This is a genomic window from Flavobacterium quisquiliarum, assembly GCF_019308285.1.
Lineage (GTDB): Bacteria > Bacteroidota > Bacteroidia > Flavobacteriales > Flavobacteriaceae > Flavobacterium > Flavobacterium quisquiliarum.
On record NZ_WWEM01000042.1, the window covers coordinates 26701 to 45791 of the forward strand.

Consider the following 19091-nt stretch of genomic DNA (forward strand, 5'->3'; position numbering starts at 1 on the left):
TCGGTAGAGCACATCACTTTTAATGATGGGGTCCTGGGTTCGAGCCCCAGTCGGGTCACAAAGGTCGGGTAATTTATTTTACTCGACCTTTTTTCATTTTAGGCCACGTGGAGAAACGGTAGACTCGCCATCTTGAGGGGGTGGTGCTCGTAAGGGCGTGTGGGTTCAAATCCCACCGTGGTCACTAAAAAAAGAAAGAGTCTATTTTATTGTAAAATAAGTCATTAGAAATTATTCTAAAAATCATTTCAAAAAACACTTGAAAAACTAAATAAAGTGCTTATCTTTGCACCCTCATTGAAGAAAACAAAAGACTCGATAGCTCAGTCGGTAGAGCACATCACTTTTAATGATGGGGTCCTGGGTTCGAGCCCCAGTCGGGTCACAAAAAAGCAACTTTTAAAAGTTGCTTTTTTTATACCTTGTATTTTGTAAGTTTGTAATCAAAAAACTAAAGCTTAAAACTAGAACTGCAGAAATCACAAACAAACCATCTGTAATTCAAGACAATAACCAATTTATTGATTCCCAATGAAGACATATAAAGATAATTACCTTCTGATTAGTTTTATTGTTGGTTTTTTAGTGTGGTTTACAGCCACTATATTATTCAGAATTGCAGGTCACTATTTTTTTATAGTTGACAATCCCTTAATAATGCTTGTATTGTATATCATTCTCATCCCAGCATTAGGCTTCATCTCAACCTCAGTCTTTAACAAATTTAACCTAAACAATCCTGAAAGTATAAAAGCGGCAGTCGCCATGGTTTTACCAGGAATGTTGCTGGACACATTATGCATACAGTTTTTTGAAAAGTTATTTCTCAATATGCCTGAAAGCTACAGCAAAACTTTCGCTTCATGGCTAATGTTTGCATATTCTGTTGTTTTACTTTTTGGGCTTTTTAGAAAAAATAAAAAATAGATCAAAATAAAACTTCTTTTTTACCACTGCCCAAAAGACGCTATAATTCATTTTCTTTTAAAATCTTTACTTTAAAAACAGAAACGGCATAGTGACTAAAAATCAGATTTTTAACAATTTATTTTCATACAACAATTCTAACTGCGTTTCTCTCATATCAATTCCCACAATAAAACCAAGCTTGTTCTTGTATGCAACATCCAGTAATTCAAGAAAAGTGTCTGCCCGTTCATTATCTTCAAAATGCAAATTTTCTTTGTCGTAAAAAAGAAGTTCTACGTCTTCATATGTAATCCAATTTGCAATTCCCATTCTGTCTTGAGACAAAAAATCATTCCAATTATCAAGCTCTCCAATGATGTCACAAGAAAGAGTTTTCATAGGAATATTAAAATTTCGGAATACTCCACCCTTACCCAGCCCTAAATGCGGATTATAGTCGGCACAAGTCTTAAAAATATAATATTCCAGGAATTTGCAAAACTCATAATGACCATCGAGCTTTCCTATAAAACTAATCTGAGCATCATAATTATTAATCTTGTGAAATTCATGATGAATTTTAAAGGACTCATCAAGAGAATTTGAAATGAAAACAATTTTTCTAATATTCTCTTCAATAAGACTATTGATTTCCCCCTCAGAGAAACGAGAAATACCTCCAACAAGATAATATTTCAAAAATTCCCGACAAGCTTCGGTCAAATCTCCAATTTCTCCTTTTAATTCTGGAACCACTTTACTATAAAATTTCTTATCGTCAAATAAATGCAGACTGCACCAATATCCCATTTTAATAATTTTATTACGAATGTATAAATAATATACTCCGCCTAACACATTCTCTTTCCATCAAATGTTTAATTTTTCTAATGATAATTTAAAAAAGAAATTATCTGACAAAATAAAAACTTTCCTAAATTCGTTTAGAAAATAATGAATCACTAATCCCAAATTAGTCTTATGAAAAACCTACTATTATTATCATCTCTTCTGATGATGACGTGCTCTGTATGGGCACAATCTGCCACTGGCTATTTTGACAAAGCCATGAAAAAAGCTGAGGCTGGAAACAACAAAGGCGCTATCGTCGATTACACTAAAGCTATCAGCATGAATTCTAAATTTGTCGAAGCATACCAAAATCGCGGTGTTGCAAAATACAAACTAAACGATTTAAAAGGTGCTGAAGCCGATTTTAGCAAAACCATCGAATTGGACAACATGAATGCCGATGCTTTTACTGGCAGAGCCAATGTGTATTACAAACTAAAAAATTACAAAAACGCCATCGATGATTGTACATCTTCTTTGGGTTTAAATCCGAAAGATTATATCGCTTACAATTTAAGAGGTTTGGCGTATAATGAAAATGGCGATAAAAGAAATGCCTGCAAAGATTTTACTAAAGCAATTGAATTAGGAAGTCAGAGCGCCATAAAAAACAAAGCGAATTACTGTAAATAATCAACTTTAAAAACAGCCTTCAGATAAAATCGTGAAGGCTGTTTTCATTTTATTGCCAAAGTAATAATTTTCTTAAGAAAAAAATACCTGATTTTAGGTAAAAAATATATTTTAAATACATAAACCTCTAATTCTCTATCTTTTTAATGTGGTTTTAAGGTTGTTTATTAGATTTTGTTTTACATTTGTCGACCTAATCGCGAAAAATGATAAACAATATAAAAACTGTTTTCAGCATAAAAGATCTTGAGAACTTATCTGGAATTAAAGCGCACACCATACGCATCTGGGAAAAGAGATACAATATCCTTGAACCAATGCGAACGGATACCAACATAAGATTTTATAATCTGTATAACCTACAGAAACTTTTAAACATCACGTTATTACACGAATATGGTTATAAGATTTCTAAAATAGCAACATATCCGGAAGAAAAGATACCCCAATTGGTACGCGAAATCATTTCTAAGAAAAATTCACAAAACTACGCCATCACTTCATTCAAAATGGCGATGATGAATTTCGATCAGGAATTATTCTTTAACACATTTGACTGGCTTATTTCTGAAAAGACTTTCAAAGAAGTTTTTAAAGAACATTTTTTACCGCTTTTAAAAGAGCTTGGGTTGTTGTGGCAATCTGAAACCATCACACCTGCAAATGAACATTTTATGAGTCATTTGATCAAGCAGAAAATATTGATTTACACCGAAAGTCTTCAAATCAGAAAACCAACCAAAACCGATAGAATTTTTGTTTTATCGCTTCCGCTAAATGAAATTCACCAAATCGGATTATTGTATCTGCAATACGAAATTCTTGACAGAGGTTACAAAACCATTTATTTAGGCGAAAGTATGCCGATTGAAAACCTTCAGGATTTAACGAGACATTTTGAGAATATTACGTTTATTTCTTTCATGACCGTTCAGCCGGATCGAAGCGTAATCAATCAGTACGTAAAATCGATGGGACAGAAATTGTTGCAGAAAAACAACGAAATCTGGCTTATGGGTAAAATGGTAGAACATATTGATCAAAATGGCTTATCAGAAAGAATCCGCATTTTTGATTCGATGGAAGAAACTATTAACATGATCTAGTTTTATTTTGTTTAAAGTTTTTCTATATTTGTTAAACAAATGAGAAAAACAATCAAAATAATAGGATCTGGCTTTTCCTCCCTAGCCGCCGCTTGTTATCTTGCCCATCAAGGAAACAGCGTCACTATTTATGAAAAAAATCCAACGATTGGAGGACGTGCCCGTCAATTCAAAAAAGACGGTTTCACTTTTGATATGGGACCAAGCTGGTATTGGATGCCTGATGTTTTTGAACGTTTCTTTCGGGATTTTGACAAGAAACCTTCCGATTATTACGAACTAGTAAAACTCAATCCAGCTTATCGTGTTTATTTCGGCGTAAATGATTTTATCAGCATTTATGATAATCTGGCAGCAATTAAAAACACATTTGAGAAAATTGAAAAAGGAAGCGGTCAAAAACTAGAAACCTTTATCAATCAATCCAAAAGCAATTATGATATTGCCATAAAAGATTTGGTTTACCGTCCGGGAGTTTCTCCATTGGAATTGGTTACAAAAGAAACCGCTCTAAAACTCAATCAGTTTTTAGGAAATGTCAGTACTGATATTCGCAAGAAATTCAAAAACAAAAAACTGATTCAAATTCTAGAATTTCCGGTTTTATTTCTCGGAGCAAAACCAACCAAAACACCTTCGTTTTACAATTTTATGAATTATGCCGATTTCGGTCTCGGAACCTGGCATCCAAAAACGGGAATGTTTGATGTTATTCGCGGCATCGAAAAATTAGCTTTAGAACTAGGCGTAATCATTAAAACCAATTCTCCAATTGAAAAAATAATCGTTGAAGATAAAACCGCAACCGCAATTGTAATTAATGAAGAAATACTAAAAGCCGATATTATTTTAAGCGGCGCCGATTATCAGCATACGGAAACTTTATTAGAAAAAGAACATCGTGCTTATTCCGATGAATATTGGGAAAGCAGAATCTTTGCGCCTTCTTCGCTCCTATTTTTTATTGGCTTCAATAAAAAAATCGAAAACATTTCGCATCACGCTTTGTTTTTTGATACCGATTTTAATCAGCACGCCATTGATATTTATGACTATCCAAAATGGCCTGCTGAACCATTGTTCTATGCCAATTTTCCATCCAAAACAGATTTGACTTGCGCGCCAGAAGGAATGGAAACTGGTTTTTTCTTAATTCCGCTTGCACCTGGAATTGAAGATAATGAAGCACTAAGAGAAGAATATTTCGAAAAGATAATCACTCGTTTTGAACAACTTACGCAACAAGAAATTAGAAATAACATTATCTTTAAGGAATCGTTCTGTAAAAATGATTTTGTAGCCGACTATAACGCTTATAAAGGAAATGCTTACGGAATGGCTAATACTTTATTACAAACAGCTTTTCTGCGACCGAAACTAAAAAGCAAAAAAGTTCGTAACTTATATTTTACAGGACAATTAACTGTTCCCGGCCCAGGTGTTCCGCCTGCGTTAATTTCTGGAAAACTAGCCGCTGAATTAATTCAAAAATCTTTAAGATCGTAAAAAAATGAAATCACTATTCGACGCCGTTTCTTTCAAATGCAGTAAGCTGGTTACCAAAAGCTACAGCTCCTCTTTCTCGATTGCAGTAAAAATGCTGTCACCAAGTATTCGCGATGCTATTTATAGTATTTACGGATTTGTTCGTTTTGCTGACGAAATTGTAGATTCTTTTCACGATTATGAAAAAGAATATTTGATAGACGATTTCGAAAAAGAGTATTACAAAGCAATGGAATTAGGAATCAGCCTGAATCCTATTTTAAACTCTTTTCAGCATACTGTCAAAGAATACAATATCACTGATGATCTCGTTCAGGCGTTTCTAAAAAGCATGAAACTCGACCTGATTAAATCAACATACAACACCCAAACAGAATATGCCGATTATATTTACGGTTCTGCCGATGTTGTGGGCTTAATGTGTTTGAAAGTTTTTGTTTCGGGGAAAGAACACAAATACGAACAGTTAAAAGAAGAAGCCATGCGTTTGGGATCAGCATTTCAGAAAGTCAATTTTTTGAGAGATTTAAAAGACGACAGCACGATTTTAAACCGCGCTTATTTTCCGGGAATCAACCTCAACAATTTCAATGAAGATTCGAAAGAACAAATCATCAAAGAGATTGAAGAAGATTTTCGCAATGCTTATCAGGGAATTGTAAAATTGCCAATCGAAGCCAAATTTGGTGTTTATACGGCTTATGTTTATTATAAAAAACTGCTCAAAAAACTAAAAAACACGCCATCACATGAAATTGGAAATTCGAGAATTCGGGTTTCTAATTATACCAAAGCGGGACTTTTAGCGCAATCTTTTGTGACTTATAAGCTGAAGCTTGTATAGTTTTTTTTTAAAAACACATAGAAACATAGTTTTCATGCCTTAGAAAAGGCGTTTCACTTTCATAAATACACATAGCTATGTGTTAGAAACTAGTTTCTTTCAATATTCTCCTTGCAAGAAAAATAAAATCTATGTTTCTATGTGTTTAAAAACTAATAAATAAAAATCTTTTAGAGTTAATCTTTTATCATCTAAGGCAAAACTCAAAAGAAATAAAATCATAATTTTAATTTACAACATTTATAAAATGATTTCTTTTTTAATCTTTATAGGCGTTTTTCTGTTTATGGAATGTGTTACCTGGCTTACGCACAAATACGTAATGCACGGTTTTATGTGGTATTTTCATGCCGATCACCATCAGCCGAAATACGAGGATACTTTTGAACGTAACGACATTTTCTTTGTCATTTTTGCCATTCCGAGTATTCTCCTGTTTTATTTTGGTGTTCAGGGCGGATTCAATTATTTGTTTTTCATTGCCTGCGGTATTACGCTTTACGGTGTCTGTTATTTTTTAATTCATGATGTCTTGATTCATCAGCGTTTTAAATGGTTTAAAAACACCAAAAACAAATACCTCATCGGACTGAGAAAAGCGCATAAAATACACCACAAACACCTTGGAAAAGAAAAAGGAGAATGTTTCGGAATGTTGTTTGTGCCGTTTAAGTATTATAAAATGTAACTGAATAAGTAACATTTACAACAACTGATTTATGAAATTATACAAAATAGCAACCGTTCAATATGTAAATGCCAGCGTTGAAGACTGCTGGGATTTTTTCTCCAGTCCAAAAAACCTGCAAACAATCACGCTTGACAATATGAATTTCACCATTAAGGATTTTGACGACAAGCGAATGTATCACGGACAAATAATAACTTACACATTAAGACCACTTTTAGGAATCAAAATTTCCTGGGTTACCGAAATTACGGCTTGTAAAGAAAACGAATACTTTATCGACGTGCAGCGTTTTGGTCCTTATAAATTATGGCATCACAAACACTTTTTTGAACGAACTTCAGATGGCGGAACCAAAATGACAGATATTGTTCATTATGCTCTTCCTCTTGGAATTTTGGGACGTTTAATGAATAAATTAATTGTTAGAAATAAACTGAAAACCATTTTTGATTTCAGATACAACAAAATCGAAGAATTATTCAATTCCAAATCACAACCCAAGATTATTCAAATTAACGCAGAGCAAAAGAGTATATAAATTTATTTTAAACACATAGAAACATAGTTTTCATTGCGTAGAAAAAGGTGTTTCAATTGCATAAAACATCCCGATAGCTATTGGGACTATGTGTTAGAAACTAGTTTCTTTCAATATTCTTTTACAAGAAAAAATAAAACCTATGTTTCTATGTGTTTAAAAAACAACCATTCGCTGAGCGAAAACATACACAATGACAAAACAAAAAGTTTCCTTTTTCTGGTTTAGACGTGATTTACGTTTAGAAGACAATACCGGATTATTTCACGCTTTACAATCTGATTTTCCCGTAATTCCATTATTTATTTTTGATGATGATATTCTGGATAATTTACCAAAAAATGATGCGAGAGTTAGTTTTATTTATGATTCCCTTCAAAAAATAAATACCAAATTAAACACTTTCGGATCGTCCATTTTAATCAAAAAAGGAAAAACTACAGTAGTCTGGAAATCGCTTTTAGAAGAATTTGATATTCAAAATGTATTCTTCAATAAAGATTACGAACCGTTTGCCATCAAACGTGACATTGCCATTTCTTCTCTTTTAAAAGAAAACAATATCGAATCTTTCTCTTTTAAAGATCACGTCATCTTCGAAGAAAAAGAAATCACAAAAGCTGATGGACTTCCATATACCGTTTATACTCCATACAAAAATAAATGGCTTGAAAAGTATCATTTTTCAGGTTCAGCTCCAGAATATGATTCAGTTTCATTGCATTCTAATTTCGCAAAAAATCAATTTAAATTTCCTGATTTAGCTGAAATTGGCTTTGAAAGAAGTGCAATAAAAGTACTTCCTCACAACTTAACTCAAATTGCCAATTATAAAGAAACTCGTGATTTTCCGGCTTTAGACAGCACATCTTATCTTTCGCCACATTTACGTTTTGGAACTGTAAGCATTCGTAAACTGGTAAATTGGGCCAATAAAAAAAATCAGACTTTTTTAAGTGAATTGATTTGGAGAGAATTCTTTATTCAGATTCTTTTTAGTTTTCCGAATTGCGTTAATCATAATTTCAAGTCGGCTTACGACGGAATTCAATGGCGAAATAACGAAGACGATTTTAAACGCTGGTGCGAAGGAAATACAGGTTACCCAATGATTGATGCCGGAATGCGTCAGCTTAACGAAACAGGCTATATGCACAATCGTGTTCGTATGGTTGTGGCTAGTTTTCTCTGCAAACATTTATTAATTAACTGGCAATGGGGTGAAGCTTATTTTGCTGAAAAACTTCTAGACTTCGAACTAGCATCAAATGTAGGAAACTGGCAATGGGCAGCGGGAACGGGTTGCGACGCCGCACCCTATTTCAGAGTTTTTAATCCCGAAATCCAACAAAAGAAATTTGACGAAAAAGGCGAATATATCCGCAAATGGATTCCTGAGTTTGATTTTGGTTACGCTGAACCTATGGTTGATCACGCTTTTGCGAGAGATCGCGCAATTGCCACTTATAAGGCGGGGATAATTAAGTAAAATTCCAATTCTTTAAATTCCAAATTCCAATTATGCGCAATCTCGTTATCCTGACGGAGGAAGTATCACACAAGAAATTCCGTGCAGTATGTCGTTAATCTTTGTAGAGCTACGTGTGTGATCTCTCCTTCGTCGAGATTGACAAACTGGGTAAAAAAAAACTTTGTCAAAGTTTTGAACTTTGACAAAGTTGTACAGTATATGATTGGAATTTGGAATTTAAAGAATTGGAATTTTACACTTCTAGTATTTCAAATAATTCTCCACTACAATTTTCGCTTTCAAATCGAACATTAAATTATAAAGTCCAAAGAAAGTGCGGTTCATGTAGATAAAATGTTTAGAACCACGATTTCCATTCATTTTTTTCAGATTGGTGTCTTCAGAGAAACGTTTTCCTAATTCGGCTATTGCGTTGAAAAAAGTTTCATCGGCAAAATCGAAAGTTTCGTTTTGGAAAGGCCTTGTAAAAAGCGATAACAAATCATGAAACATATCAGTAAAATATTCTACCTCAGCAGGTGTATCGTCTGGACGAAGAATTTCTAACTCGAATAACTTTTTGTTAAACAACGTTTGGTCTGTAATTACATTTTTGTTGATTAATTCAAAGTATGGTGTGTAGAACTCTTCTGGAATTTGTTTCATACAGCCAAAATCCAAAGCTATTAATTGATTTTGATCGTCAACCAAGAAATTTCCCGGATGCGGATCAGCGTGAACTTTTCGCAAAACATGAATTTGGTACATATAAAAATCCCAAAGTGCCTGCCCTATTTTATCGCCCACTTCCTGATCTGTATTTTTGGCTGTGAATTCAGAAAGATGAATTCCTGTCATCCAATCCATTGTAATGATTTTCTCTGATGAAAACTCTGGATAGTAATTCGGGAAAGTGATATTTTCAATTTTACTACAGGCATCAACTACTTCCTGACTTTGTTTTAATTCCAGCAAATAATTGGTTTCTTCAATCAATTTATCTTCAACCTCTTTAAAATATTTATCCGAATCTTTTCCCTGCAGATTAAACATTCGAATTGCAATTGGTTTTACCAAAGCCAAATCCGAAGAAATACTATTGGCAACACCCGGATATTGAATTTTAACCGCTAGTTTTTTATCATTTTTCTTAGCCAAATGTACCTGACCAATACTCGCTGCATTTACCGAATTTGGATTGAACTCATCAAAGATTTCATAAGGTGTCTTACCAAAATTATTTTTGAACGTTTTTAAAACCAAAGGCGCTGACAAAGGTGGAACAGAAAATTGCGATAATGAAAATTTCTCTACATAAGCCTGAGGCAGGAAGTTCTTGTCCATGCTTAACATCTGCGCCACTTTAAGAGCACTTCCCTTTAAGCTTTTTAGTCCGTCGTAAATATCTTCGGCGTTATTTTCGTTTAGTTTATCTCGGGTCAAATCTGGATTAACTACTTTTTCAGCATAATGCTTAATGTAGTTTACTCCAATTTTTGCTCCGGTTTGAACCAGTTTTCCGGCTCTTTCTATTTTTGAAGTTGGAATATAATCGATTGTTTTCATTATCTGCTGTGTATTTTTTCTTTAAATAGAAATTTTCCAAAATCTATTAAATGATTCATTGGCGCTACATTCATCAATTCAAATGAAGCATTAACCGATTTTTCGATAAAAATATCTGTTTTCTCAAATCCAGCCGATTCGTCTTCCATCCAGAATTTAATCGTCATCATCAATTGTAACCAGGCCGATTCCTGAATGGCTTTTTCCTGAAACTTCTGGAATTTTTCCTGTTCCAGTCTGTAATCATCGGTAAGGATTTCAGAAACATAATCTTTAAAGCTTTCGCGAAGTGTAGTTAGCTGCACTAAATTTTTAAGCGGATTTCGGTCTATTTTAAGCGTCTGCAACACATAACTTCTGTTTGCCGTTAAAACTTCAAAGAAAGTAAAATAAAAACTCAGCATTTTATTTTTCATATCATATTGCTGATATTCTTCGTTCTTGTGAAGCAAACCAACTGTGTTTTCAAAAAACAGTCGGAATATTTCTTTTTCTAAACCTTCAAGTGTTCCAAAAAAGGAATAAAACTCAGCTTCTGTAAAATCATTTTCTTTGGCAAAATGATAAACCGATTTTGGCTTTTGTCCTTTTTCTAAAACTTCTTCCATGTATATTGAAACGATGTCATCTTTGGTAATCACCTTTTTTTTAGTCGCCATTTTATTAAAATTTAGAATTTGCCATAAAGGTAAACATTGTTTAAGTACCTTTACTAATCCTTAAACAAGTTAGACTGTTAAATATATTATAAACTATTATGTCTCAAAATGTTCTACTAACAGGCGGAAGCGGTTTCATTGGAAAACATTTAACAGATGTTCTTCTTGAAGCTGGTTTTACTGTGTCTGTTTTGAGTCGTTCTGCAAAAGAAAATTCTCCTGCCATAACGTATTATAAATGGGATTTAAATAAAAACTACATTGACGAAAATGCGGTTTTAAATGCCGATTATATTATTCATCTTGCCGGCGAAGGAATTGTAGAAAAAAGATGGACGGATAAAAGGAAAAAAGTCATTTTGGAAAGCCGTGTAAAACCTATTGATTTAATTCTTTCGGTATTAGAAAAAAACAATAAAAAACTGGAGGCTTTTGTCTCAGCTTCTGCAGTTGGGATTTATGGCGCTGTTACCAGTCATAAAATATGTACCGAGAATACGCCTCCGGCAGATGATTTTTTAGGCACAACCTGCCAAAAATGGGAAAGCGCCGTGGATAAAATTGGCGCTTTAGAGATTAGAACTGTTAAAATAAGAACCGGAATTGTTTTTGGCAAAAACGAAGGTTTTTTAAAAAAACTAACTCCGAGTTTTAAATCGGGTTTTGGTGCCGTTTTAGGCACTGGAAAACAATATCTTCCCTGGATTCATATTGACGATTTATGTACTATTTATTTAAAAGCTATCGAAAATACTAGATTAGAAGGTCCATATAATGCCTGCATTACTGACAACACTACAAACTCAAGATTTTCTAAGACATTCGCCAAATTGTTTGACTACAGTATTTGGTTACCCAAAATTCCTCCTTTCTTTTTAAAAATAGTCTTAGGCGAAATGAGTGAAGCTGTGTTAACAGGACAACGAGTTTCTTCTGAAAAAATCCAGAAAACAGGTTTCGAATTTCAGTTTACCGATTTAGAAAAAACTCTGATAAACTGCCTGAGATAATTTCTTATTTTAAAGTAGCGTACATTCCTTCCTCCTTGCTATGAACTATTCCCGTCAATTCTGTATTGGCCGTTTGGGAAATTTTCGACGCTATTTTACTTGGAATATTAATATTGAAATCTGAAACCGTTATCGGAAAATCTGAAATTACCTGAATTCCTTCGGGAACTCTTTTGATCAAAGCATTTACGACAATTTCTTTTGACTTGCCTTTCATATTTAATTTTCCTTTGATCTCGTATTTCTTTTCGATTTCATTAATATCTTTTAAATCGAATTTTTCGATTTTACCTTTAAAAACCGCTTTTGGATAACGGTCACTTTCTAAATAATTTTCGTTGAAATGCTCCTGCATTAAATCTAATTTAAAACGAAAGTTTTTGATCATAACCGTACAAATAAATGTACTGGTTTTAGGCTCCAAAAGAATTATAACCTGTCTGTTTACTGCTTTTATCTCTTCGAATAAAGGAACGGAAGCTTCAAAATTTACGGTTCCGGTATTGGTAAAAAATCTGTCCTGAGCGAGTACAGAAAAAGCAGTTAAAAGTAAAAATAATAAGGTAGTTGTTTTCATAATCGTCTGCATTTAAACAATTATGTCATTCAATTTGTCTTGGTTAACAGAAGGTAAAAAATTAGATTCCGACTAATCTGGAAAAATCGAACGGCAGTACTCCGTGAATAAATTTCGTAACCCTAATGATTACACTTAAAGTTACGAAATTTATGCTTGAAAAGTTCTCTGTTAATGCTAAATATTTGTGAATATTTTTAACCTAAAGTACCTTTAGTCGATGTAAAATGTATTTAAACTACATTTTCAACTTCTGTACAAATTTCAATCAAAAAACCATTCAAATCTCTTACGTAAGCAACGACTTGTCCCCATGGTTTTTCTACTGGTTCTGAAATAATTACGGCTCCAAAAGAAGTAGCTTTTTGTAGAACTTCAGGAACATTCTCTACAATAAATCCAATTTCTATAGCAAAAGGTTTGTCTTCCAAACTACTTTCTATAAAACCATCTGCGAAATTTTGCGATGCCAGACTTTTTGATGCGAATGCAAGTGTGGTTGTTCCTGTAATTAATTCACCATAATCATGTTCCGGGCTTATAAATTTTCTGTGAAACCCAAATGCATTCTCGTAAAATGTTACTGATGCTTCTACATCTTCAACGTACAATATTGTATATCCAAACTTTATCATGATTTCTTTATTTAATGTGTTTGAATTAAATATAAGAAATTTAACTGATTTCTAAAAGAACATTATACTTTTCTAAACTTGCCAAATCTTCAATCGAATTGATATTAGTCAGTTTTTCGTGTTCTTCTACTTCTTTACGAACTTCGATATGTTTGATGGCTTTTCTAAAACGGCGCACTTCTTCCAGATTGGATAAAATTAATCCTGGAACCTGAACGCTTTTTCCTTCTTTATCTTTGGCAACCATTGTAAAATAAGAGGAATTACAATGTTTGATTACGCCTGTCTGAATATTTTCTGCTTCAACTCGTATTCCAACAATCATCGAACTTCTTCCCACATAATTTACAGAAGCTTTCATAGTAACTAATTCTCCGACTTCAATCGGTTTTAGAAAGTTTACCGTATCAACAGAAGCTGTTACGCAATAATTACCGCTGAATTTTGATGCCGAAGCAAATGCAATCTGATCTAACAATTGTAAAATATATCCTCCGTGAATTTTACCGCTGAAATTGGTATGCGAAGGAAGCATTAATTCTGATATACTAACTTTTGATGAGGAAACGGGTCTAAAATCTGTAGTCATGCTTTTTTGTTTTTTGGAATGGTTAGTTTTTTTTAAAAACACATAGAAACATAGCTTATTGGAATCTACAATAGGGCGTTTCACTTGCATAAATTCACATAGCAAACTATGTGTTAGAAACTAGTTTCTTTCTTTATTCTCTTAAAGACAAAGTAAATCTATGTCTCTATGTGTTTAAAATATTTTTCTTACTTCAATTTTTTTTTCGATGTTTAGTTTTTTAAACACATAGAAACATAGCTTATTGGAATCTAAAAAAAGGCATTTCACTTGCATAAATCCACATAGCAAACTATGTGTTAGAAACTAGTTTCTTTCTTTATTCTCTTAAAGACAAAGTAAATCTATGTCTCTATGTGTTTAAATATTTTTAATTTAATAATTCATTTTCATCTGAATTTAAAGCTCTTGAAATAATGTTCTCTGGAAGTGATTTCTTGGCCTTCGCTCCCATTTTTTTGAGTCTTTCGACACTTGTAATTAGGTTTCCTTTTCCCTCTACCAATTTATTCATAGCACTTTCGTATTCTGTTTTGGTGTCTTTAATTTTATTTCCAATTCGGACTAAATCCGAAACAAAACCTTCGAATTTATCGTATAAAGCTCCTGCCTGTCTTGCAATTTCAAAAGCATTTTCCTGCTGTTTTTGGTTCGTCCACATGCTGTCGATTGTTCTTAAAGTTGCCAGCAATGTACTTGGCGTTACAATAACAATATTTCGGTCGAAAGCTTTTGTGTATAAAGCTGGATCTTCGTTTAAAGCAATCGCAAAAGCAGGTTCCATCGGAATGAAAAGCAATACAAAATCCGGACTTTCCATTTGATACAAATCGTGGTAATTTTTACTGCCAAGCTGTTCCACATGTCTTCTTATCGAATTGACATGTTCTTTTAAAAATTCAATTTTTAAAAGTTCCGACTCTTCGTTAATCCATTTTTCGTAAGCAGCAAGCGAAACTTTCGAATCGACAATCATTTTCTTTCCATCCGGCAGATTAATGACAACATCTGGTAAAACACGATTTCCTTCGCTATTCGTAAAACTCTGTTGTACTTCGTATTCTCTTCCTTTCTCTAAACCTGATTTTTCCAGAACGCGTTCTAAAACCAATTCGCCCCAATTTCCCTGCATTTTATTATCACCTTTTAATGCTTTGGTTAGGTTTAAGGTTTCTTTGCTCATTTGCGCGTTCATTTCGCTTAAGCCTAAAATCTGCTGACGCAGCGCGGCATGATAATCAATGCTTTCTTTGTGCGTCTGATCTACTTTTTGTTCGAAAATATGGATTTTATCCTGAAGTGGCAACAGAATACTTTTCATATTCTCACTATTCTGCTCTGTAAACTTCGCCGATTTTTCTTCTAAGATTTTATTAGCCAAATTTTCAAATTCCTTGGTGAATTTTTCCTGAAGTTCGTTGATTTCGCTTTTTTGTTCTTTATGGCGTTCCCATAAATTTTCAAAATCAACTTCTTTTTTAGAAAGCTGAATCGCTAAACTGTCTTTTTCTGTTCGAATGCTTTCCTTTTCTGAAATATGCAATTGTAATTGTCTCTGAAAATTATTTTTTTCATTTTCAAATTGGTCTTTCTGCATCTGCAATTGCGCATTCAAAGCATTTAATCTTTCTTCAAAAATGCCTTTTTCTGACTGATTTTTTGAGTTCGAAAGTACCTTTCCTAAGTACAAACCAATAAATAGCGCTACAACAAAACCCAATAAAAATGGTAGATAATCAAACATAACTAAGTTTATTTTACGTAAAAGTACGCAATAATACGTAGTACTTAGTTTTAAAAATAGAAATTTCACGAATTCATAATCAATCCAAACTAAACCAACATTTTAGTTAGAATAAAAAAATAAAAAAAATTACATCCTCACGCAACCTTTTTTTAAAAGCACTATCTACAAAATATAAACCTATTAAAATAAATTATGAAAAAATTAATGCTGAGCTTGTTTGTAGCTTTTGGATTTAGTGCCTGCTCACTTAACAATGGAGATAGTTCTTATATGGATTGCGGTACCTATGCTAATGTAGAATTTACTGGATTTCCATTTTCATGCAATTACACGGTAAAAAGCCCGCCGTCAATTGCATCTGTAACTGTTGTATCTTCTGAAGAGAAAATGAATGCCTTGTTTACAAAAACTGCTGGCAGTTGTCCTGTTGCAAGCGATCCTAATATTGATTTTACAAAACAATATTTAGTTGGAATTTTTGCAGGCACCAAAACAACTACTGGTTATGCAATTAAAATTACTTCGATTGTAGAAAATAACTGCCAGATTATCGTTAATTATTATGAGAAGTCTCCAGCAGCTGGTGAAACTGTAAGCCAGACTCCAACCAATCCAATGGATTTTGTACTAGTACCAAAAACTGCAAAAGGCTTTATATTCAATAAGACAGACGAAAACCCTGATAACATTGTTATTGGAAGTTTTTACAATCAATGTACTGGGGCAGATTGTCAAAAATTCTATCAAATTAATGATTACAGCACTTTAAAATTCTTAAATGTTGTTGCTGGACAATATGAATTCAACCAATACAAATACACTCCAACAATTAAAAAAGGAGAATACTCTTTACTTTTAAAAGAAGTTCCTAATGAAATTCTAACTTTAAAAGGTCAAACTAAAACGTATGGTTCTCCAGATGCTGCAGATCAAGGTGGTATTTATTTTGAATTACGCCAAGGTGCTGCTGTTACTAAAATTTACATTGATAACAACGACACTGACGATCAAAGTGCTGCAATAAAAACTTTCAAGAAAGTTATTCAAGATAAAATCACAAGTTTAAAATAATTCGATTATGAAACATCTTTTTATATCTTTTACTGTCTTTTTTCTTTTTGCCAGTTTTAACACAGCAGATTCAAGCTCAATTATAAACACTTGGACTTGGGAAAAATCTGTTGGAGGGTCTAGCAATCCTTATTTGGCGACGCCAAAAACGATTGGTTTTACTAAAAAAGTAATCTTTACTTCTAATGGAAGAGTTATTACTTATAAGAACAATGTTGAAATTAGAAACAGCGCTTATCAGATAGAAAAAGGAATAGGTTATGTAGATCAGGCAGAACACGACTTGGTAACCTTTGAAGGCAAGACTTATGTGATAGAAAAACTTGATAATCAAAACCTAACGATTGTAAGTAACAATCAAGATGGTTCTAGAACTATATTTAAAAGATAGTTTTGTAAGCTATTTAAAACTATTTTTGCAAAATCAAATTTGAACCATTTCTTGAAAGACAATTTAGAAAAATACATCAAACTGTGCATAAAAAATGACAGAGAGGGACAACTGAAAATTTATCAGTTGTTCTCTCCTGTTTTGTATGGTATCTGTTTGAAGTATATGAAAAATGAAGATGATGCTAAAGATGTTTTTCAGGAAGCTTTTGTGATTGTATTTCAGAAAATAAGCCAATATAAATTTGAAGGAAGTTTTGAAGGATGGCTCAAACGAATATTCATCAATAAACTCATAGAGACTTTAAATAAAAAGAAAAAGGAGAGTTTCTTTTTAGATGTTTTTGATCCCGACACCGATTTTATTGAAGAAGAGGAATTGGAAGTGATTCCGATGGAACAGGAAAAGCTTCTAGAGTATATTCGGGATTTACCAGATCAATACAGGACCGTTTTTAACTTGTATGTTTTTGAAAAAATGAAACACAAAGAAATAGCCGAACTATTAAAAATCTCCGAAGGAACATCAAAATCAAATTTAAATCGCGCCAAACACATTTTACAAAAGCGAATTTTGAGCATAAAAAATTTTAAGACAGCATGAAGAAGCATAAAATAGAAGATATTTTTTCATCAATGGAAGACTTTTCGAGTGTTCCGCCTCCAGAATTGTGGGCACAAATTGAGGAAAAATTAGATAAACCTAAAAAGAAGAAGAGAGCTATTCTTTGGTGGTCGGCTGCTGCATGCTTATTATTAGGGCTGCTTCTGCCTTCAATTTTACATTTTACTTCTCTTGATAATAAAAACTTTAATACAAACGGATCTGATACAAACAGTGTAGTTTTGGAAGAAAAAGCAAAGGATGCTTCTAAAAACAATAATACTGGAAAAAATGAAAATACGAATGAAACAAAAGACGCTCTAAAAAATGTTTCACCATCTGAAAAACAATTAAATAGTTCTGATACAAAGGGAATTCAAGAACAAGAAACGGCTGTTGCAGTTAGCAATTCTAAAAACAAAACCAGCAAAACTGGTTCAGAATCTAAGATGCAGATGCCAAATAGTGCAAACACACCAAATCAATCACTTGCGATTCAGAATTACAATACTTCTGAGGATAAATCTAAAACTGCCTCTTCTAAAAAATCTATTTTAGGGAATAGTAAACAAACCAATATCAAAGGAATTTCAGAAGAACGAATTGTTTTTGGAAAAGAAAACAAATTTAATGCTAATGCTAAAAAACAGCTTTCCAATTCAATCTTTGAAGACTTATCTGGTGTAAAAAACAATAACAATATCGCTTTTTCAAAACAAAACAATGCTTCAAACAATTCAGCATTTAAACAAAATTCGGTAAAAACACCTGCTGAAAATACCTCTACAGAACTGGCATATAAAACCAATCCAAAAGAGAATAATACTAAATTTAACAACAATGCTTTAAGCAAAGTAGATTCAATGCAGCTGGCAGAACTTCAAAATCTGGAAAAAGGCATTTTGACTCCTGAAGCTAAAAAGGAAGAAAAAGAGAAAAAAGATAAACTAATCGACAAAAAAGAAAAATGGGCTGTCGCTGTTTTTGCTGGTGTGGCTAGTTCTGAAAATACTAAAAACGAAAAAACACTTGGTAATACAGTAGATTCTAAACAATCCAATTCTTATGGCGTTAGAACAAAATACAGTATCAATAAAAAATGGGCTGTAGGTTCTGGGCTAAAAATTAATGAATTGGGACAAAGTGTTGCACATGTCTCTTATGTAAGTGCAAAAAGCAATGCACTTTTTATTCCTGGCGTAGCTGCATCAAATGTAGCATCCTCACCTGTAGTAAGCAATAATGCAGATTATCTTTTTGTTTCTAACAGTACAAAAGAAGCATTAAAAAATGATAACAGCGTACAAACTGGAAAATTAGATCAGAATTTACGATATATCGAAATGCCTCTTGAAGTTTCTTATTCTGTTTTCAACAGAAATAAAGCCAGCATTAACTTAAATACAGGAGGTTTTGTAGGGAAATTAATTTCGAACAATGTTGCTTTGGACGGACATTCGATTGGTCAAAACGTAAGTGCAAATGATTATGTTTATGGTTCAACTCTAAGTAGTACAGTTCAATATCGTGTTTACAAAAAGACCAATGTATTTGTAGAGCCGGCTATGAATTATTATATCAATCCGTTAAACAGTCAGTCTTTCAATCAATTTCAATGGGGATTAAATTTTGGTTTAAATGTTTCATTCTAAATTTAGTTTAGCGTAATTTTCTAGAAAAATTAATGCTTGCT

20 protein-coding genes and 2 tRNA genes are annotated in these 19091 nt (G+C 33.0%); 15 read left to right on the forward strand and 7 right to left on the reverse strand.

What is annotated here, in order from left to right; all coding sequences use genetic code 11:
- Positions 1-101 precede the first annotated feature (101 nt).
- The 3 genes from GSY47_RS25325 (at position 102) to GSY47_RS25335 (ending at position 927) form a co-directional block, all read left to right on the forward strand.
- Positions 102-184, forward strand: a tRNA-Leu gene (locus GSY47_RS25325).
- 128 nt (positions 185-312) lie between these two features.
- A tRNA-Lys gene (locus GSY47_RS25330) sits at positions 313-385 on the forward strand.
- Between the two features lie 146 nt (positions 386-531).
- Positions 532-927 (forward strand): DUF5367 domain-containing protein, encoded by a 396-nt coding sequence (locus GSY47_RS25335; RefSeq protein WP_179006443.1) that lies wholly within the window; start codon positions 532-534, stop codon positions 925-927.
- A 102-nt stretch (positions 928-1029) separates the two neighbouring features.
- On the opposite strand, the gene GSY47_RS25340 is transcribed toward GSY47_RS25335, so the two are convergent.
- Positions 1030-1719 (reverse strand): hypothetical protein, encoded by a 690-nt coding sequence (locus tag GSY47_RS25340; RefSeq protein WP_179006445.1) that lies wholly within the window; start codon positions 1717-1719, stop codon positions 1030-1032.
- A 171-nt stretch (positions 1720-1890) separates the two neighbouring features.
- Here GSY47_RS25340 and GSY47_RS25345 point away from each other — a divergent pair, with 171 nt between their 5' ends.
- The 7 genes from GSY47_RS25345 (at position 1891) to GSY47_RS25375 (ending at position 8568) form a co-directional block, all read left to right on the forward strand.
- Entirely contained in the window at positions 1891-2394 is a 504-nt protein-coding gene (locus GSY47_RS25345) for a tetratricopeptide repeat protein (protein WP_246611390.1), read from the forward strand.
- A 206-nt stretch (positions 2395-2600) separates the two neighbouring features.
- The gene (locus GSY47_RS25350) at positions 2601-3500 is read left to right on the forward strand and encodes a MerR family transcriptional regulator (protein WP_219071619.1); all 900 of its coding nucleotides are present in this window, start codon (positions 2601-2603) and stop codon (positions 3498-3500) included.
- Between the two features lie 39 nt (positions 3501-3539).
- Positions 3540-5006: a phytoene desaturase family protein gene (locus tag GSY47_RS25355; protein ID WP_179006457.1), complete on the forward strand. Its 1467-nt coding sequence runs from the start codon at positions 3540-3542 to the stop codon at positions 5004-5006.
- A gap of 4 nt (positions 5007-5010) precedes the next feature.
- Positions 5011-5850, forward strand: a complete 840-nt coding sequence (locus GSY47_RS25360; protein ID WP_179006459.1) for a phytoene/squalene synthase family protein — start codon at positions 5011-5013, stop codon at positions 5848-5850.
- Positions 5851-6097: 247 nt separating this feature from the next.
- Entirely contained in the window at positions 6098-6538 is a 441-nt protein-coding gene (locus GSY47_RS25365) for a sterol desaturase family protein (protein ID WP_179006472.1), read from the forward strand.
- A gap of 31 nt (positions 6539-6569) precedes the next feature.
- Entirely contained in the window at positions 6570-7079 is a 510-nt protein-coding gene (locus GSY47_RS25370; RefSeq protein ID WP_179006474.1) for an SRPBCC family protein, read from the forward strand.
- 193 nt (positions 7080-7272) lie between these two features.
- Positions 7273-8568 carry a cryptochrome/photolyase family protein gene (locus tag GSY47_RS25375; RefSeq protein ID WP_179006476.1) on the forward strand — a complete coding sequence of 432 codons (1296 nt, stop codon included), beginning with the start codon at positions 7273-7275 and terminating at the stop codon, positions 8566-8568.
- 243 nt (positions 8569-8811) lie between these two features.
- Here the strand turns inward: GSY47_RS25375 and GSY47_RS25380 are convergent, their stop codons facing one another.
- On the reverse strand, positions 8812-10116 hold the full coding sequence (locus GSY47_RS25380) for an ABC1 kinase family protein (RefSeq protein ID WP_179006478.1): 1305 nt from the start codon (positions 10114-10116) through the stop codon (positions 8812-8814).
- Positions 10116-10775 (reverse strand): TetR family transcriptional regulator C-terminal domain-containing protein, encoded by a 660-nt coding sequence (locus GSY47_RS25385; protein WP_179006480.1) that lies wholly within the window; start codon positions 10773-10775, stop codon positions 10116-10118. Before GSY47_RS25385 ends, GSY47_RS25380 begins: the two co-directional genes overlap by 1 nt.
- 98 nt (positions 10776-10873) lie before the next feature.
- Here GSY47_RS25385 and GSY47_RS25390 point away from each other — a divergent pair, with 98 nt between their 5' ends.
- Positions 10874-11785, forward strand: coding sequence for a TIGR01777 family oxidoreductase (locus GSY47_RS25390; protein ID WP_179006482.1), 912 nt, complete (start codon positions 10874-10876; stop codon positions 11783-11785).
- Positions 11786-11789: 4 nt separating this feature from the next.
- On the opposite strand, the gene GSY47_RS25395 is transcribed toward GSY47_RS25390, so the two are convergent.
- The 4 genes from GSY47_RS25395 to rmuC form a co-directional block, all read right to left on the reverse strand.
- Positions 11790-12362, reverse strand: a complete 573-nt coding sequence (locus tag GSY47_RS25395) for a YceI family protein (RefSeq protein ID WP_179006484.1) — start codon at positions 12360-12362, stop codon at positions 11790-11792.
- A gap of 233 nt (positions 12363-12595) precedes the next feature.
- The gene (locus tag GSY47_RS25400; protein ID WP_179006486.1) at positions 12596-12997 is read right to left on the reverse strand and encodes a VOC family protein; all 402 of its coding nucleotides are present in this window, start codon (positions 12995-12997) and stop codon (positions 12596-12598) included.
- A 40-nt stretch (positions 12998-13037) separates the two neighbouring features.
- Positions 13038-13586 carry an acyl-CoA thioesterase gene (locus GSY47_RS25405; protein ID WP_179006488.1) on the reverse strand — a complete coding sequence of 183 codons (549 nt, stop codon included), beginning with the start codon at positions 13584-13586 and terminating at the stop codon, positions 13038-13040.
- A gap of 370 nt (positions 13587-13956) precedes the next feature.
- Entirely contained in the window at positions 13957-15330 is a 1374-nt protein-coding gene (rmuC, locus tag GSY47_RS25410) for a DNA recombination protein RmuC (protein WP_179006490.1), read from the reverse strand.
- Between the two features lie 195 nt (positions 15331-15525).
- Here rmuC and GSY47_RS25415 point away from each other — a divergent pair, with 195 nt between their 5' ends.
- From GSY47_RS25415 to GSY47_RS25430, 4 genes are read left to right on the forward strand one after another with little or no spacing between them, the layout of a single operon-like run.
- A complete protein-coding gene (locus GSY47_RS25415) occupies positions 15526-16404 on the forward strand; it encodes a protease complex subunit PrcB family protein (protein WP_179006492.1) in 879 nt (292 codons plus the stop codon).
- 7 nt (positions 16405-16411) lie between these two features.
- Positions 16412-16795 (forward strand): hypothetical protein, encoded by a 384-nt coding sequence (locus GSY47_RS25420; RefSeq protein WP_179006494.1) that lies wholly within the window; start codon positions 16412-16414, stop codon positions 16793-16795.
- A 51-nt stretch (positions 16796-16846) separates the two neighbouring features.
- On the forward strand, positions 16847-17398 hold the full coding sequence (locus GSY47_RS25425; RefSeq protein ID WP_091497409.1) for an RNA polymerase sigma factor: 552 nt from the start codon (positions 16847-16849) through the stop codon (positions 17396-17398).
- A complete protein-coding gene (locus GSY47_RS25430; RefSeq protein WP_219071620.1) occupies positions 17395-19050 on the forward strand; it encodes a hypothetical protein in 1656 nt (551 codons plus the stop codon). The genes GSY47_RS25425 and GSY47_RS25430 overlap by 4 nt, the downstream gene beginning before the upstream one ends.
- Positions 19051-19091 lie beyond the last annotated feature (41 nt).

What these genes read in the sequence shown, in the direction of transcription:
- GSY47_RS25335 (WP_179006443.1), top strand. Translation starts at nt 532, where the DNA reads ATGAAGACATATAAAGATAATTACCTTCTGATTAGTTTTATTGTTGGT.
- GSY47_RS25340 (WP_179006445.1), bottom strand. Translation starts at nt 1,719, where the DNA reads ATGGGATATTGGTGCAGTCTGCATTTATTTGACGATAAGAAATTTTAT.
- GSY47_RS25345 (WP_246611390.1), top strand. Translation starts at nt 1,891, where the DNA reads ATGAAAAACCTACTATTATTATCATCTCTTCTGATGATGACGTGCTCT.
- GSY47_RS25350 (WP_219071619.1), top strand. Translation starts at nt 2,601, where the DNA reads ATGATAAACAATATAAAAACTGTTTTCAGCATAAAAGATCTTGAGAAC.
- GSY47_RS25355 (WP_179006457.1), top strand. Translation starts at nt 3,540, where the DNA reads ATGAGAAAAACAATCAAAATAATAGGATCTGGCTTTTCCTCCCTAGCC.
- GSY47_RS25360 (WP_179006459.1), top strand. Translation starts at nt 5,011, where the DNA reads ATGAAATCACTATTCGACGCCGTTTCTTTCAAATGCAGTAAGCTGGTT.
- GSY47_RS25365 (WP_179006472.1), top strand. Translation starts at nt 6,098, where the DNA reads ATGATTTCTTTTTTAATCTTTATAGGCGTTTTTCTGTTTATGGAATGT.
- GSY47_RS25370 (WP_179006474.1), top strand. Translation starts at nt 6,570, where the DNA reads ATGAAATTATACAAAATAGCAACCGTTCAATATGTAAATGCCAGCGTT.
- GSY47_RS25375 (WP_179006476.1), top strand. Translation starts at nt 7,273, where the DNA reads ATGACAAAACAAAAAGTTTCCTTTTTCTGGTTTAGACGTGATTTACGT.
- GSY47_RS25380 (WP_179006478.1), bottom strand. Translation starts at nt 10,116, where the DNA reads ATGAAAACAATCGATTATATTCCAACTTCAAAAATAGAAAGAGCCGGA.
- GSY47_RS25385 (WP_179006480.1), bottom strand. Translation starts at nt 10,775, where the DNA reads ATGGCGACTAAAAAAAAGGTGATTACCAAAGATGACATCGTTTCAATA.
- GSY47_RS25390 (WP_179006482.1), top strand. Translation starts at nt 10,874, where the DNA reads ATGTCTCAAAATGTTCTACTAACAGGCGGAAGCGGTTTCATTGGAAAA.
- GSY47_RS25395 (WP_179006484.1), bottom strand. Translation starts at nt 12,362, where the DNA reads ATGAAAACAACTACCTTATTATTTTTACTTTTAACTGCTTTTTCTGTA.
- GSY47_RS25400 (WP_179006486.1), bottom strand. Translation starts at nt 12,997, where the DNA reads ATGATAAAGTTTGGATATACAATATTGTACGTTGAAGATGTAGAAGCA.
- GSY47_RS25405 (WP_179006488.1), bottom strand. Translation starts at nt 13,586, where the DNA reads ATGACTACAGATTTTAGACCCGTTTCCTCATCAAAAGTTAGTATATCA.
- rmuC (WP_179006490.1), bottom strand. Translation starts at nt 15,330, where the DNA reads ATGTTTGATTATCTACCATTTTTATTGGGTTTTGTTGTAGCGCTATTT.
- GSY47_RS25415 (WP_179006492.1), top strand. Translation starts at nt 15,526, where the DNA reads ATGAAAAAATTAATGCTGAGCTTGTTTGTAGCTTTTGGATTTAGTGCC.
- GSY47_RS25420 (WP_179006494.1), top strand. Translation starts at nt 16,412, where the DNA reads ATGAAACATCTTTTTATATCTTTTACTGTCTTTTTTCTTTTTGCCAGT.
- GSY47_RS25430 (WP_219071620.1), top strand. Translation starts at nt 17,395, where the DNA reads ATGAAGAAGCATAAAATAGAAGATATTTTTTCATCAATGGAAGACTTT.